This is a genomic window from Prevotella sp. HCN-7019 (assembly GCF_037890215.1).
Taxonomy (GTDB): Bacteria; Bacteroidota; Bacteroidia; order Bacteroidales; family Bacteroidaceae; genus Prevotella.
Genome location: NZ_JBBKBO010000003.1, coordinates 239,593 through 254,657, shown reverse-complemented (window position 1 = coordinate 254,657; position 15,065 = coordinate 239,593). Strand labels below are relative to the sequence as shown.

General features: G+C 49.6%; 15 protein-coding genes. 4 read left to right on the top strand and 11 right to left on the bottom strand.

Going from position 1 to position 15,065, the window contains the following annotated elements; genetic code table 11:
- Positions 1 to 15: 15 nt before the first annotated feature.
- From WKT13_RS06095 to WKT13_RS06065, 7 genes are all read right to left on the bottom strand, one after another.
- Positions 16 to 1,260, bottom strand: a complete 1,245-nt coding sequence (locus WKT13_RS06095; RefSeq protein ID WP_340323255.1) for an alpha/beta hydrolase — start codon at positions 1,258 to 1,260, stop codon at positions 16 to 18.
- Complete coding sequence (locus WKT13_RS06090; protein WP_340323254.1) at positions 1,257 to 1,718, bottom strand: hypothetical protein; 462 nt, start codon at positions 1,716 to 1,718, stop codon at positions 1,257 to 1,259. The genes WKT13_RS06095 and WKT13_RS06090 overlap by 4 nt, the downstream gene beginning before the upstream one ends.
- Positions 1,702 to 1,905 (bottom strand): DNA-binding protein, encoded by a 204-nt coding sequence (locus WKT13_RS06085; protein ID WP_298619561.1) that lies wholly within the window; start codon positions 1,903 to 1,905, stop codon positions 1,702 to 1,704. The genes WKT13_RS06090 and WKT13_RS06085 overlap by 17 nt, the downstream gene beginning before the upstream one ends.
- 69 nt (positions 1,906 to 1,974) lie before the next feature.
- Complete coding sequence (locus WKT13_RS06080) at positions 1,975 to 2,937, bottom strand: SPFH domain-containing protein (RefSeq protein WP_340323253.1); 963 nt, start codon at positions 2,935 to 2,937, stop codon at positions 1,975 to 1,977.
- Positions 2,938 to 3,259: 322 nt separating this feature from the next.
- A complete protein-coding gene (locus WKT13_RS06075) occupies positions 3,260 to 3,679 on the bottom strand; it encodes a hypothetical protein (protein ID WP_340323252.1) in 420 nt (139 codons plus the stop codon).
- Positions 3,666 to 4,238, bottom strand: coding sequence for an RNA polymerase sigma factor (locus WKT13_RS06070; RefSeq protein WP_340323251.1), 573 nt, complete (start codon positions 4,236 to 4,238; stop codon positions 3,666 to 3,668). The genes WKT13_RS06075 and WKT13_RS06070 overlap by 14 nt, the downstream gene beginning before the upstream one ends.
- The gene (locus tag WKT13_RS06065) at positions 4,235 to 5,383 is read right to left on the bottom strand and encodes a hypothetical protein (protein WP_340323250.1); all 1,149 of its coding nucleotides are present in this window, start codon (positions 5,381 to 5,383) and stop codon (positions 4,235 to 4,237) included. The genes WKT13_RS06070 and WKT13_RS06065 overlap by 4 nt, the downstream gene beginning before the upstream one ends.
- 699 nt (positions 5,384 to 6,082) lie before the next feature.
- Here WKT13_RS06065 and mnmA point away from each other — a divergent pair.
- From mnmA to WKT13_RS06045, 4 genes are all read left to right on the top strand, one after another.
- Complete coding sequence (mnmA, locus tag WKT13_RS06060; protein WP_340323249.1) at positions 6,083 to 7,168, top strand: tRNA 2-thiouridine(34) synthase MnmA; 1,086 nt, start codon at positions 6,083 to 6,085, stop codon at positions 7,166 to 7,168.
- 138 nt (positions 7,169 to 7,306) lie between these two features.
- Positions 7,307 to 8,074, top strand: a complete 768-nt coding sequence (locus WKT13_RS06055; RefSeq protein WP_340323248.1) for a hypothetical protein — start codon at positions 7,307 to 7,309, stop codon at positions 8,072 to 8,074.
- Positions 8,075 to 8,245: 171 nt separating this feature from the next.
- A complete protein-coding gene (locus WKT13_RS06050; protein WP_340323247.1) occupies positions 8,246 to 8,722 on the top strand; it encodes a hypothetical protein in 477 nt (158 codons plus the stop codon).
- 9 nt (positions 8,723 to 8,731) lie between these two features.
- Positions 8,732 to 9,049 (top strand): heavy metal-binding domain-containing protein, encoded by a 318-nt coding sequence (locus WKT13_RS06045; RefSeq protein WP_298619577.1) that lies wholly within the window; start codon positions 8,732 to 8,734, stop codon positions 9,047 to 9,049.
- Positions 9,050 to 9,168: 119 nt separating this feature from the next.
- Here WKT13_RS06045 and WKT13_RS06040 read toward each other — a convergent pair whose 3' ends face one another.
- The 4 genes from WKT13_RS06040 to lysS form a co-directional block, all read right to left on the bottom strand.
- Positions 9,169 to 9,903, bottom strand: a complete 735-nt coding sequence (locus WKT13_RS06040) for an HAD family hydrolase (protein WP_340323246.1) — start codon at positions 9,901 to 9,903, stop codon at positions 9,169 to 9,171.
- 11 nt (positions 9,904 to 9,914) lie between these two features.
- Positions 9,915 to 11,273: a glucose-6-phosphate isomerase gene (locus WKT13_RS06035; protein WP_298619581.1), complete on the bottom strand. Its 1,359-nt coding sequence runs from the start codon at positions 11,271 to 11,273 to the stop codon at positions 9,915 to 9,917.
- Between the two features lie 64 nt (positions 11,274 to 11,337).
- On the bottom strand, positions 11,338 to 12,333 hold the full coding sequence (locus WKT13_RS06030) for an NAD(P)H-dependent glycerol-3-phosphate dehydrogenase (protein ID WP_298619583.1): 996 nt from the start codon (positions 12,331 to 12,333) through the stop codon (positions 11,338 to 11,340).
- Positions 12,334 to 12,443: 110 nt separating this feature from the next.
- Positions 12,444 to 14,171, bottom strand: coding sequence for a lysine--tRNA ligase (gene lysS / locus WKT13_RS06025; RefSeq protein ID WP_340323245.1), 1,728 nt, complete (start codon positions 14,169 to 14,171; stop codon positions 12,444 to 12,446).
- Positions 14,172 to 15,065 lie beyond the last annotated feature (894 nt).

The window sequence follows — 15,065 nt, the reverse complement described above, 5'->3', positions numbered from 1 at the left end:
GCCGGCGCAGTGTCGTTATAAAGAATTTATCCAGCCGGCAATATCCTTCATCACATCTTCCGACATTGTTTCCTCAATCGTTCCGTACTCATCGGCAAATCCTGTAGTGCAGTGCTGGAACAGATGGTTGAGGCCGTCATATTCCTTTATTGAGTTTTTCGCGTTGTGCGGAAGCAGGCTCTTTATTCTGTCAAGATTGAGGCGTGGTCTCACCTGTGTGTCCATCGTTCCGTTCAGAGCCATCACCGGACATGTTGTTGAGGCTATCACGTCCGCCGGATCGTAGTCGACGAAGTATCTGAGCCATGCGTTGCCGCCTGTCTCCGCCTGTTTTCTTATGTCCGTCGCAGTGACATTCGCAGGACGGCCTGTGCGTCTGAGTGCGTCGTTGCTTTGTCCGGCTATTATCGTGTCGCCCTTCACGCCCGTCCCTGCCATGCTCACAATGAAGTCGGTCCTGCCGTCGGCTGCCAGCATGAAAGCTATCAGTCCGCCCTCACTGTGACCGATTACGCCAACACGGGAGAATTTTCCGTCCATACTGCGCAGCAGTTCCAGGCCTGCCGCTGCATCCTTCATGAAGTCGGATGTTGTGGCCTTGGAGGCGTCACCGGTAGATTTTCCCGTTCCGCGGTCGTCATATCTCAGCGATGCTATGCCGTTGCGTGCCAGCCGGTCGGCCAGGACAAGGAACGGTTTGTGGCCGAACACCTCCTCGTCGCGGTTCTGCAGACCGCTTCCACTCACCATAATCACCACCGGCACAGGCTTCTTTCCGTCGTAGCCTTCTGGCCATGTCAGTGTGCCACTGAGCACGGCTCCCGCTGCCTTGTTCTCGAAGCTCACCTCCTGTGTGGTGTAACCCAGTGGCGGTTGAGGCGTCTGGGGCCTGTTTATCATTACGCCGCCACGCTTCAGGTCGAGCTTGAATGGCATGCCCATCTGTGTGAAGCATCCCATTATCACGTCCTTTGTAACGCGTCCGGCGTATGTTGCCGCGATGTCGGGCACGGTTATGTTGATGGAGTCCGCCGTAAGAACGTTCACCTCTGTCTTTATTCCTTCAGCCCCCTGCATGGGACTGTCCAGTGTGCAACACGGCTTTCCGTCGCTGCCGGTACCGATGTTCAGTACCAGCGGCAGATTTTTTCCCTGTCCTAAAACAAGATCGCCCGACCATTGTCCGTCGGGCGTCTGAGCCTTAATGTCGGCCGTTATGGCCAGCAGTATGGCGGATATGAATGTAAATGCAACTTTCATCCTTTTCTTTTTATGAGTGTTCTGAATATCATGAGCGTAACGCTTAAAGCTATGGCAAGCAGTGCGGGATATATCGATCTGTCGTTTCCCACGTTCGCGATGCTACCGAGGAAGATTACAGCTGTCTCCACTGCCATTATTCTTGACATACGTATCATGAGCGCATATTGCGCGGTGTTCTTCACGTCGATACGCATATTTATCATTCTGTCAGGGAAATATGCCGAAACCAGAAACAACAGCGAAAGTACGGTGGCGACGATGCTGCCGGCTATCATCCGTGTGGATGTGTTGTTTTCTTCGTCAGAAAGGAATGTGACAGGTTCGTCCATGCTCTTCAGTCTGGTCAGAGCTATTGTCCACATGACGATTAAGATTACAGCCGTAACCGCCTCAAAGATGTTCCCTTCCATGGTGCGGTACACCTTTATTCTGTTCTGATTATTCTTCTGTCTCATCGTTTTCGTTTTTTACGGTCTTCTTTTTCTTCAGGCGTCCGCTTTTGCGCAGGGCCTCCGTTATGATCCATTGCAGCTGTCCGTTGGTGCTGCGGAATTCGTCGGCGGCCCACGCTTCTATGGCATTCATCATATCGGCGTCGATTCTGAGAATGAAGTTCTTGGTTTTTGTTTCCTTTTTTGCCATGTCAGAATGTAGTCATGACCAGTTGTGTCATCCTTTGTTTTAAGGCCGGCATGGTGCCGGCCTGTTGTCTTAATGATTCAGAGTACCTGTGTTTACCACCGGTTGTGCAGACTCGTCGCTGCAGAGTACCACCATGAGGTTGCTCACCATGGCGGCCTTCTTGTCGTCGTCGAGTTCCACCACTTCCTCGTCGGAAAGTTTCTGGAGCGCCATCTTCACCATCGATACCGCACCTTCCACAATCTTCTCTCTTGCCATGATTATGGCCGATGCCTGCTGGCGGCGCAGCATTACGGCTGCAATCTCGGGAGCATAAGCAAGATAGTTGATGCGTGCCTCCACAATTTCGATGCCTGCCATGTTCAGACGCTCGTCCAGTTTCTCCTCAAGCTGTTTGTTTATCTCCTCGCCTCCGCTGCGCAGAGTCAGTTCGCCTGTGCTGTGCTCGTTGTCGTCGTAGGCATACAGACCGGCTGTCTGGCGCAGTGCGGCGTCGCTCTGTATCTTCACGAAGTTCTCAAATGCCTTCATAACGCTCGATACTGAGTTGCCTACAGCGTTCTGGTTGCCGGACTGTGCCATTGTCTGTGAGTCGATTTCGAACATAGCCTTGTATGTGTCTTTGAGCTTCCATACCAGCACAAGACCTATCATCACCGGGTTGCCCGTCTTGTCGTTCACCTTTATCGGTTCCACGTCGAGGTTGCGTGCACGCATCGACAGTTTCTTTGTAGAGATGAACGGGTTCACCCAGAAGTAGCCGACGCGGGTGAATGTGCCTTTGTATTTGCCGAAGAACATCATCACACGGGCCTCGTTTGGTTCGAGCTGTATCATGCCGCACCACATTATCAGTGCCACAATCACGAGCAAACCGCCGCTCACACCGGTGGTGATACCGCATGCAGATTCGCCGATGTTGATGCCAAGCACGATGAGTGCGATGCTCGCGAGGGTGAGAAACAAATTGACAAACAGCATGAGAAAGCCGTTGAGTGTCGTTCCCTTGAATGTAAATTCCTTATTTTCCATAAAAGTGTAATAATTTAGTTGTTTTAGTTTTGATATCATTTTGATATCGCAAATATAGCATTTTGTTTATTACGGAGCAATATATTGCGCACTGATTTAACGTGAATTAACACACTGCATGCTTCTTTCTGTTCATATATAAGGTGCGTATTGGGGTGAATGGAATGGCGTACAGCCTTGTGTGAGCGCTTTGTGCACCGGACTTTCACTGCATAATTATGAAAGCCGAAGCCCTTACCGGCATAATAAAAAAGAGCGCAGCAGCCTGAACCATCAGACTGCTGCGCATGGATTGATCTTTATGAAAGATAGAAAGCAATGCTCATTGCATCACGAGCATATCGTACCTGATGCCGTCTTTCGAGGCAGGCAGGCCCGTGACGTATTTTGATTTGCCGCTGCTGTCACGTCTGGCGGACGTGCCCGGACTGCTGCTTTTTGTCTCTATGGCGAGGCCGGTGTTCTTCAGTGTGCCAGAGTCTGTGGTTTCCGGTTTCTCCGCCTGCCGGGTTATGTAGAGCGTATCGATGCGCTGCGAGAGCATACGCATGTCCTCCGGTTCGCTTTTCGAGCCGGTGAAGAATCCAGCAAGAAATCCTATGACAGCCGCTGCGGGCAGAGCCACGAGCCATTGCGGCATGCTCTTGCGGTTGCGCCGCCACTGTCTTACGTGCAGACTCCCGTTCTCCTCATCGCGCATCCGGCGTGCCATGCGCGCTATGTCCTTGTCATTTATTTTCATATTGTTTCATTTTCTGTTTTATGGTTGTCATTATTCTGTGCAGTCGTGATTTCACCGTTCCCTCGGGCATGGCGTATATCTGTGCTATCTCAGGCACGGTGAGTTCCTCTTCATATCGCAGTGAGAACATCATCCGGTCGTCGGGCCGCAGCGTGGTGAGCGTTGTACGCAGTGCCTGTCTGAACAGTTCGGCGTCGAGTTCGGCTTCTGCCTCACTGTCAGTCACGGGCGGATCGGATTGAGTCTCCATGTATGCAGCCTCGTGTATGCCGTGTCGCCAGATGTTGCGGCAGATGTTGTAGGCTATTGTGAACAGCCACACGTCCACCTTTCTGCCCTCCCTCCACGACGTTCGTGCGGCGTAGGCACGCAGAAAAACGTCGTGGGTGCAGTCGGCGGCAGCCTCGCGGTCGCCCCTGAGCTGGCGCATGAAGAAACCCTGCAACCGCCTTGCGTAGCGGTTGTAGAGTTCTGTGAAGGCATCGTCGCTGCCACGTGCGGCTGCCGTCATGAGCTGTTCGTCGGTGCGTTGTGCGCGTCTCAGACTGAAAATCGTCATTTGTCGAGCATTTTCAGATACTTGTTTTCCATATCCAACGGCAGTGCGGCCCGTTTTATTGCGCCCCTAAGGGTGGCCATAAGCCATTCGTAGCGTGCCTTGTCGTGTGTCTTGTAGTAGGGAAGCAGGTCGCTGAGCATCACCACATAATTGGCCGAAAGCCGGTTGCCCGATGTCCAGTTGTCCGGCACGAACGACTCGCGCAAATACTCAAGCAGGTATCTCTGCTCAACGTTGCGGCGTTTCACTGCCATGTTGTCATACGGTTTGTCGGAGTATTTCAGCAACAGTCCTTCGTTGTAAAGATTGTCGAGCCACGGATCTGTGCTACCCAGCGGAGAGAAGTATAGCGGACGTCCTGACTTGCGGCGTATAGTGTCCAAGAGTAGATTTATGTATTCGTCGCCCGATTCTGTGTCGGTCACGGGCTTTTTCGGTTCCGGTGCATCGCCGATGCCGAGTTGCTGGAACAGATGTTCGCGATAATTGCGCATAAAGAGGAACGGCGCGCATACTATTATCTTGTCGGTGTGTACGCCCTTGCCGTATTGCAGCAACCACTTGGGTATGAGCACGGCGTCGCCGATGCCGATGTATATTCCGCCCTCGTCCATGCCCTGCAGTTCGTTGTAGTTGTATTGTAGAATACCCGGTGAATATTGCCCTGACTCATAGTAAGCCTTGCAGATATCAGCCAGCCGGCGGGTGTCGTTCTCTTTGGCGTAGTAGGCCAGCCACGTGTTGTATTCGTCGTATCCCATCTTTTCCGGCATGCGCGCTATGGCTTTTTCGGCATATATGGTGTCTTCCGGAGCGCCCATATATTCGCGGAAGGCGCAGTAGTTGTATATGTAGGAGTCGGGTACAGCTTTTTTCATTTCGGCGAGCACCGTGAGTGCGGTGGAGTCGGTTTCGTTGTACCAGCGTTTGTAAAATGCCGCCTGGTAGTAGTTGCGCCATGCGTTCTCGTTGTTTGGGTCGGTTTTCACTACCTCGCCCCACGCCTTTGTCTGGTTGTCATACCATTCAGCCGTCTTCTCGGCCACGATAGGGCTTTTCACTTCTTCGGGCGTTGTCTGTGCGACGGCGCCTGCTGCCGTCATCATACATACGGCCAATGCTAATGTCTTTATCTTTTTCATCATGTCTGTGTTTGTTTGTCGTTTTCTGAAAGTGCATACACCCGAGAGGCACAACCGTTCGGAGAATAATGATTTTTTTCTTTTTCAACATCCTTTTTTCACAGATTGGAGCGCCTCGGCAGGTGGGCCGACACCCGTGGCACGGCTCTATGGCAGTCAATATATATAATGTTGCAGAATCGTTTTGTAAAAATTTTTTACCAAAAAAAGCACCCGCTTTTACTTGCAAAATAGAAAATTGAAAAATGAGAAATGGTGTTTTTCGTGGCGGTTAAGTGTGGACAAAAACGTCGGGAAAACCAGTAAGCAATGCTAAACGGGCTTTTTTGATGCGCAAAATGCAGCATATCATGGCACGAAATGAAGCTAATCGGGAGGTAATAAAGCCTGTATCGTACCTTAATAAAGGCCATTTCGCAGCCCGATAAAAGGTACATAAGAGTAATGGAATGCGTAAGTGGCGGACTGTCAATTAGTTACGTAACTTCGTGAGAATCGTCTGTACGCGTCCAAGTGTGCTCCTGCTCGAAAATATTCGAGCTATGAGAGGGTTGTTGTAAAAATAAAATCAAACATCAGGGTAGATTCTCCGCGGTTGTTTCCGCGCCGGACATGCCGCCCGTCACATTTCCTGCCTGCATGCGTCGGAATATGAAAAATAATCCGTAAGTTTGCATACGGATAATAATCATACACGACAATATGAACGAAAACATATACGACAAGCGCATCGCCGTGTTGCTTTCGGGCGGCGTGGACAGTTCGGTGGTGTTGTACGAACTCGCAAGTAAGGGGTTGCATCCCGATTGTTTCTACATCAAGATAGGACCGGAGGAGCAGGAGGAATGGGACTGCTCGAGCGAGGAAGACCTGGAGATGGCGACCGCTGTGGCCGCGCGCTATGGCTGTAAGTTGCAGGTGGTGGACTGCCACAGGGAGTATTGGGACGGCGTGACGCGCTACACCATGGACAAGGTGCGCGCGGGATATACGCCAAACCCCGACGTGATGTGCAACAGAATGATAAAGTTCGGTGCGTTCGACGAGAAGATGGGTCACAACTACGACCTCATAGCCACGGGCCACTATGCACAGACCGAGATAATAGACGGACGCAAATGGCTCGTGACGAGTCCTGACCCTGTGAAGGACCAGACCGACTTCCTGGCGCAGATATACGACTGGCAGCTGCGCAAAGCCATATTCCCGATAGGTCATTACATGAAGGATGAGGTGAGAGAGATTGCCGAGCGCGAGCATCTGATAAACGCGAAGCGCAAGGATTCGCAGGGCATCTGCTTCCTCGGAAAGATAAACTACAACGACTACATACGCCGTTATCTGGGCGAGAATCCGGGGGACGTGCTCGAACTGGAAACCGGAAAGAAGATAGGACAGCACCGCGGACTGTGGTTCCACACCATAGGGCAGCGCCATGGTTTGGGTTTCGGCGGCGGTCCTTGGTACGCAGTGAAGAAGGATGTGGAGCGCAACATACTCTACGTGAGCCGTGGATATGAGCCGCGCACTGCTTATAAGACCGACTTCAAGGTGCACGATTTCCACTTCCTGACGATGAATCCGTGGGGCGACGCGCCGGAGTGCAACGTCACGTTCAAGATACGCCACACGCCGGAATATCATCCTGCACGGCTCGAACGTACGGGCGAGGGCTCATATATTGTTCATTCACAGACACCCATACAGGGCGTTGCGCCGGGTCAGTTCTGCGTGGTTTACGACGAGAGGCATCATTGTTGCATAGGCTCGGCGGAGATAACTGTGTGATAGAAGCCTTGCATTCTCCCGCCAGCATTCGGCTCTGTGCTGTTTATATGCACTATACTTTGTGTGAGGATAGTTATATTCTTCTTTGTATTATATAGGTAAATATTATTTCTTATTATCAATTATAAATTGAAAAGTATGGTGAACATTAATTTACGCAGTATTGTTTCGGCAATCATGGGCATGGTTGCGGCAGTGCAGGTATGCGCGTTTGGTGTTTTTTCCAGTCAGTCGGATGACCGACTCATGACGGAGAAAGAGAAGTATGAGGTGCTCGACAGTGTGTGCGCGGTATTGGGAATGTCTATATATGATGATTATATCATTACTTTTGATATTAAGAATGAGTACCACATATCGGAGCGAGAGGTATTGGCTGACTCGCTTATAAAAGTGTTGGAATATAGAGGAAAGAAGAAATATGATGCAGTGTCTTATGCAGAAAGGAACCATTTTCCTTATGCAAAGATTACTTGTAAGAAGTACAACAGTATTTACAAGTCAAGCTATGAACTTCATAAGCTGAATCCGATGTCCAGAATGGGAGCCGGTGATTTCTATGACTTTAAGGATGGGACATTGTTGGATCTTAGCGTGTATACTGATATAGAATGTCCACCGTATGAGGGCGGCATTATAATGATACAATCACTTAAGATAATTGATAAGAACAGTAGAGAAACGATAAAGAATCTTACAGCCAGAGTGTACAATATTAAGGCCGAGCTGATAAATAATCCGGAATATGAAATCAAATACTCATTCAATTTCGATTATGACGGTTCTTCGTATGAGGTAAGTGGTTATGTGGTGTCGGGGACAGTGCTTAATAAATATATGACAAGCTATAATGCCTCAATGGAATTCAGAGATAAATACGGAATGAAACTGAAGAAGATAAAATGATGCAGTGTGTAAGTGAATACACGAAGTTAAAAAATGTTGTATAATTTGCTTCCGAACTCATTTCATGCTATATTTGCAAACGTGGGGATTATGTCTTTTCCGCTTCGTAAGAGAGTGGCAGACGGACGTCCTCACAGAGAATATTGACAAACAGTAAAACAAATTGTTATTATGCAGAAAAAATCGTTAGTAGTATTGACTGCCGTTGCGTTTGTGGCGCTTATAGCCTTTGCGCAGGACATCAAGACGGCGATAAACAAGAATGTGGCATGTCCGCATCGTAGCGAGTGTGTGAATGCTGTTGCCGCAAACAATGACGGCAAGACCACAAAGAATATATGTCCTAACGCGGCAAATTGTCCTAATGTGGCTAATTGTGCCAAGGCTGGCAAGTGTCCTAATGCAGAGAACTGCCCTAATGCAGGCAAGTGCGCTGCAAAATGCGGCAAGGCTGCGGGATGCACAGAGGCATGCAAGAACTGTCCTAATGCAGCTACATGTGACAAGAAAGGCACATGTCCGCGTGCGACAGGATGTGCCAATGCAACGGCGTGTCCCAACAGCAAGAATGGAACAAACGTATGCCCGATGCAGGGCAAGCATCATGGCGGAGCGGCCGGTGGCCATTGCCGTCGTATAAACAAGTAATATAAGGATATGGTATTAAGTACAACACCAACAATAGAGGGAAGCCCGATACGCGAGTATAAGGGCATTGTGACAGGAGAAACCATCATCGGTGCCAATGTTTTCAAAGACTTCATGGCCGGTCTGCGCGACTTCTTCGGCGGACGCAGCGGCACTTACGAAAAAGTATTGGCTGAGGCAAAGGACACATCGCTGTCGGAGATGGCCGAAAGAGCACGCCTGATGGGTGCCAATGCCGTGGTGGGAATAGATATTGACTACGAGACGATAGGCCAGAACAACTCAATGCTCATGGTGACATGCAGCGGAACAGCCGTTGTCATCTGACCATCGGAATAAGGAACGGAAGCATAGATTTAACGTAGAAAGAAAGATGGACAGGACACAGGACGCTGGTGCACATGATGGCACGCGTCGGAGTGTCTTGTCCGTTTTTCTTTTTGTGTTTATCGGTGACTGTATGCAGCTATCTCAGGCCACAGGCGGCACAGTTCGGTCATGCGTGGCAGGACAATGTTTGCGCCCTGGTCGGCGAGGGCTGAGTCGGGCAGAGGTCCGCTATTTACGGCCACAGTGAATATCTGTGCGGCCACTCCGGCCTTCACGCCGAGAGGAGCATTCTCGACGACAATGCCCTCCCACGGTTGCAGGTCGCCGGCTTTCTGAAGCCCCATGAGATAAGGATCAGGTGCGGGTTTGCCTCGTTTGACGTCGTAGGCGCACACAATGTGACGGTCGTCCACAAAGTCGGCGAAGTCGTGGAGCACACGCTGGATGAGCGGACGCTGGCCGCTGCCAGTGACAATGCCTATCTGCAGGCCGTCGGCCTTTATCTGATGCATGAGTTCCTTCACGCCTTCCATTATCGGAGTCTCAGGCATTAGTCCGAACAGACGGGCTTTTTCGTCGTACATGGCCTGCGCTTCTTCCTCGCTGATGTCGCGTCCCTGCTGTTCTTTCACTACTATCTGGATGGTCTCTACACCGCGCATACCTTCGTATTTGTAGGTGTCGGCCTCTGGCATGTCGATGCCGAACTCGGCCATTGCCTGCTTCCAGCAGATGGCATGATGGGGCATGGAGTCGTAGAGAACCCCGTCCATGTCAAAAAGCACAGCCTTGGGACTGAATTGCCCAAAGCTGTGCTTCTTTATATATTCATTTATTTTTATGTCTATCATGCACACATGGTTTATGCTTCTTTGGCCAGTCTTTCCTGTATGGCCTTGCTTTCTGCTTCGTAACCCGGTTTGTTGAGCAGTGCGAACATGTTCTTCTTGTATGCTTCAACGCCCGGCTGGTTGAACGGATTTACGCAGAGTACGTTTCCGCTGATGCCGCATGCGATTTCGAAGAAGTAGATGATCTGTCCGAGGTAGTACTCGTTGAGCTCAGGGATAGACAGGCGGATGTTAGGTACGCCGCCGTCAACGTGAGCCAGACGTGTTCCGAGTTCAGCCATCTTGTTCACTTCGTCAACGTGTTTTCCGGCAAGGAAGTTGAGGCCGTCGAGGTTCTCCTCGTCGCTTGGGAAGAGCACTTCGTGGTTAGCCTTCTCTACGCTCAGCACTGTCTCGAAGATAGAACGCTCGCCCTGCTGTATCCACTGGCCCATTGAGTGAAGGTCGGTGGTGAAGTCGCATGATGCCGGGAAGATGCCCTTACCGTCCTTGCCTTCGCTCTCACCGTAGAGCTGCTTCCACCATTCGCTCATGAAATGGAGTTTCGGCTGGTAGTTCACCATGATTTCAATCTTCTTTCCTGCTTGTGCATAAAGTGCGTTGCGGGTAGCAGCATATATGGCAGCAGGGTTCTCGTCGAACGGAACGTCGATGCCAGTAGCCTTCTCCATGTCAGCAGCACCCTGGATGAGGGCTTTGATATCGTAGCCGGCGATGGCGATAGGCAGCAGACCTACCGGAGTGAGCACTGAGAAACGGCCGCCCACATTGTCGGGGATGACGAATGTCTTGTAGCCTTCTTTTGTAGCAGCGGCGCGTGCTGCACCCTTTGTTGCGTCGGTGATGGCAACGATAACATCGCGTGCCTCTTCCTTGCCGCGCTGTGTCTCACACTGCTTCTTCAGCAGACGGAAGGCGAGGGCTGTCTCGGTTGTTGTGCCTGATTTTGATATGTTGATTACTCCGAACTTCTTGTCCTTGAGGTATTCGGTGAGTTCGTAGAGATAGTCTTCACCGATGTTATTGCCTGCAAAGACGATTGTCGGGTTCTTCTTGTCGTTGACGAGCCATGAGAAAGAGTTGCCCAGGGCTTCGATGACGGCGCGTGCTCCAAGGTAGCTTCCGCCGATGCCGGCAACCACAACTACCTCGCACTTCTCGCGGAGAGTGTCGGCTACGGCCTGTATTTCATTGATGAATTCGGGTGTTACCGATGACGGCAGGTGCAGCCATCCGAGAAAATCGTTGCCGGGGCATGTGCCTTCTTCAAGAGAACGGCGTGCCTCGTTTACTTGCTGTTCATAAGCTTTAACGGCACCCTCCTTGAGGAATGAGGATGCTTTGGTAATGTCTAAGATGATTTTTTTCATCGTTGTTGTTTTTTATGTTGTCTGTTATGTGTAAATTCCGTTGTCTGTACCTTACAGAAAGGTTTTATCTGAAGGAGTCGGTGAGAAGTTTAATTTCTATCTGCGGACTGATGCGTTCGTAAAGAATGTTGTAGACAGCATCGAGTATGGGCATATTGACGTGCATGCGTCTGTTTTTCTCCTTCATGCATTTTGTGCCGAAGAAACCTTCGGCTATCATTTCCATCTCGATCTGTGCGCTCTTTACGCTGTAGCCTTTTCCGATCATCGTGCCGAATGTACGGTTTCGCGAGAAGTTGGAGTAGCCGGTAACGAGCAGGTCGCCCAGATATACGGAGTCGTAAACATTGCGTTCGAGCGGATATATGGCAGAAAGGAAGCGTGACATCTCCTGTACTGCGTTGGCCATGAGCACGGCCTGGAAGTTGTCGCCGTATTTCAAGCCGCTGCATATGCCTGCCGCAATGGCGTAGACATTCTTCAGCACTGAAGAGTATTCGATGCCAAGCAGGTCGCTGCTGGTCTTTGTCTTGATGTAGTCGGATGCGATGACATCGGCAAAGGCCTGTGCTTTCTCCTGGTCGGAACAGCCTACGGTGAGATAGGAGAGGCGTTCGAGCGCCACCTCCTCTGCGTGTGACGGACCTCCGATGCATGCCAGATTACTTATTGGAACGTCGTAAACGTTGTGGAAGAATTCCGAGCATGCAAGGTTGTCGTCTGCGACAAGGCCTTTTATGGCTGTGATGATGAACTTGTCGCGCAGGCGTGTCTTGAGTTTCTTGAGATGATTTTTGAGGTAGGGCGACGGTATGACAAACACAAGAGTGTCATAGGCTTCTACTATTTTGTTGATGTCGCTTGAGAAGAAAATGTTGTCAACATTGAACCTGACACTCGTAAGATAGTTGGGGTTGTGGCCCATCCTGCGGAAGTTTTCAATGCTGTCGTCACGTCGCATGTACCATCCGATGTGATTGGTCCTGCCTATCACAATCTTGGCTATGGCCGTTGCCCAGCTTCCGCCTCCGATTATTGCTATTTTGCCGCAATCGAACATTTTGTTAGAATCGAAATTTTCATATTCCCGGCGTTGTCGTGAAAGCCGGATAATGCCGGCGTGAAGTCATGGCATATGTGTCATGCTTCACGCTTAGCATTGTATGAATATCATGCGTTTGCCGCGTCAATCCATTTCTGGAATTCGTCCACCTTTGGATTTTCGTAGCCTAATTTATATTTCTTGTTCACACCGCACACGTCCATCTGGAGCTTTTGTGCCTTTACTTCCTTGATGTCTGATGTGAGGTTGTAGCCCGCTTTGTTGAATACCGGAACCCATTCTTCTGGAACGCCAAGCGCAGCCCATTCGGCCACAGTGCTTCTCGGGATGGTCTTTTCGGGACGCATCTGCGGGAAGAAGAGTACTTCCTGAATTGTGGTTTTGCCGGTCATGAGCATCACGAGACGGTCAATTCCGATACCGATTCCGCTTGTCGGCGGCATGCCGTACTGCAGGGCGCGGAGGAAGTCCTGGTCGATGATCATGGCCTCGTCGTCGCCTTTGTCGGCCAGACGCATCTGTTCCTTGAATCGTTCTTCCTGATCTATCGGGTCGTTGAGCTCGGAATATGCGTTGGCAAGCTCTTTTCCGTTGACCATGAGTTCGAAACGTTCTGTCAGTCCGGGCTTGCTGCGGTGCATCTTTGTAAGCGGAGACATCTCTACAGGATAATCGATGATGAATGTAGGCTGAATGAATGTGCCTTCGCAGAATTCGCCGAATATCTCGTCGATCAGCTTGCCTTTGCCCATGGTTTCGTCAATCTCCATGTTGAGTTTCTTGCAGACTTCGCGTATTTCGTCCTCGCTCATGCCGTTGAGGTCGTAGCCTGTCTTCTCCTTTATGGCATCAAGGATAGGCAGACGGCGGTAAGGTGCCTTGAAACTGATGACCTTTCCGTCTATTTCCTGTTCCGGTTTGCCGTTCACGGCGATGCATATCTTTTCGAGCAGATTCTCGGTGAAGGACATCATCCAGTTGTAATCCTTGTATTGAACATACAGCTCCATACATGTGAATTCCGGATTGTGGTTGCGGTCCATACCTTCGTTGCGGAAGTTCTTTCCTATCTCATAAACACCTTCGAAACCTCCGACGATGAGTCTTTTAAGATAAAGCTCAGTGGCAATACGCATGTACATGTCGGTGTTCAGTGCGTTGAAGTGTGTGATGAACGGACGTGCGCTTGCACCGCCTGCTATTGTTTGAAGTGTAGGTGTTTCAACTTCAGTGTATCCAGCTTCGTCGAGAACGTTGCGGAGTGTACGCAGTACTGTGGCGCGCTTGATGAATGTGTCTTTCACTCCGTCGTTAACGATGAGGTCGACATAACGCTGACGGTAACGGAGCTCAGGATCGTCGAACTTGTCGTAGGCCACTCCGTCCTTGTATTTTACGATAGGCAGTGGCTTGAGGCTCTTTGACAGAAGCTTGATGTTCTGTGCGTGAACGCTTATTTCTCCGGTCTGTGTCTTGAAAACAAATCCTTCCACGCCGATGAAATCGCCGATATCGAGCAGACGTTTGAAAACGTTGTTGTACATGCTCTTGTCTTCTCCCGGGCAGATGTCGTCACGGGTGATGTATATCTGTATGCGTCCTTTTGAGTCCTGTATCTCTGCGAAGCTGGCCTTACCCATAACACGGCGGCTCATCAGTCGGCCGGCAATGATTACATTGCGTTTCTCGTCTTCATTGAAATTTTCCTTGATATCGTCTGAATAGGCATTCACCGGATATTCGGCTGCCGGATATGGATCAATGCCCATGTCACGCAATTCCTGTAAACATTGTCTTCTGACAATCTCTTGTTCGCTCAGTTCTAAAATATTCATATTTCAATAAGAATTAATTCCTTGTTATCTCTTTAGTCAAACAATATTGTCGTGTATCAGCGTGGAACACACATATATTTATATTATGATGCAAATTTAATAAATAAATCCGAAAGGTTATTCATTTTCACATTTTATAATAAACAGTTGTGCTATTAATTGCTCAATGTAAATTCAGCGACGTTTGGTTTCAATATAACTGTGGCTCAAGTGCAGAATCTGCGTTGTTGTGTTTTGCTTGAAGGAATGTCATATGGTCTTTTTCGCTTCCTCGCATCCTCTGATTTTCGTCTGAGTTTTCAGTTCTACCCCAAAAATCCAACGCGAATTTGCGTCCGAAGGAGAGTCTGCACGCAAATTCGCGAATTATGAGAGCCTTACGCAAGTTATTGTACAGCAATAACTTATGTTTAATGTTCATTTTTTCGTCTTGCAATAAGCACCGTTTCGGCACGTGATATTGCCTGTTTTGAGGGCTGAAACACACCATATCACGCCCTGATACGGGCGTAATCAGGCACTAATATGGGCATAATTGGAATGTCCTTTGCGTCGTTCGTCATCGCATTGCAGGGTATGCAGCAAGGCTGTACGGTCGGAAAGAGCCTTTATAACCCTAAATTTAATATTTGTTAACATCTCTTTCGCGATTTTTGTTTGTCAAAAAAAAGTCAAGAAAGTTATTGAATCCGTCACTTGAGTTTTCTGTGAAAATACAGATGTGGTGCGTGGGGAAAGACATGAGAGATGTACGTATGTATTGCGGTGGTGATTCATCGGTTGTGTAGTGTGAGTTCGCTGTTCTGTGAGGAAACATGCATTCGCGGTTCGTAGAAACTTGGGTTGCAGGGATGTTTTCTGCTGTTCTATTGCACTTCATGAATAAAATCAATA